This window comes from Pseudoalteromonas sp. S3260 (assembly GCF_005886925.1).
Taxonomy (GTDB): domain Bacteria; phylum Pseudomonadota; class Gammaproteobacteria; order Enterobacterales; family Alteromonadaceae; genus Pseudoalteromonas; species Pseudoalteromonas tetraodonis.
Genome location: NZ_PNCV01000294.1, coordinates 1 through 424 on the forward strand (window position 1 = coordinate 1; position 424 = coordinate 424).

Here is a 424-nt window from a genome sequence, read left to right on the forward strand (position 1 = left end):
GTCAGCACTCAAGCCAGAGACCATGCAGGCTATGAGTGACTTGGTGACACGGCGAAACCAACTACTGACCATGCAAACGATGGAAAAGAACCGCCTGAACATCATGCCTAAATATCTGGCGATGACCATTAAACCTATCCTGACAGCGTTTAAAAATCAGATTGAAAAAATAGAAAATAAAATTGCCGCGCTGATCACAAGCTGTCCTGACTATCAGGCAAAAAGCAACATTTTACAGAGCATGCCCGGCATAGGTAAAATCGCTGCTGCGTCCATCATAAGTAACCTGCCTGAACTCGGTTACATTAACAACAAACAGGCCGCATCTCTGGTCGGGGTTGCACCCATGAATCGGGAAAGCGGTCGCTATAAGGGCCTCAGAACCATCCAGGGCGGCAGACCCCAGGTGAGGACTGTGCTGTAC

General features: G+C 48.6%; 1 protein-coding gene. It reads left to right on the forward strand.

The annotated features are described in order from the left end of the window. On the forward strand, positions 1-424 hold a 424-nt coding region (locus CWC14_RS18530; protein ID WP_138564351.1), incomplete at both ends, for a transposase.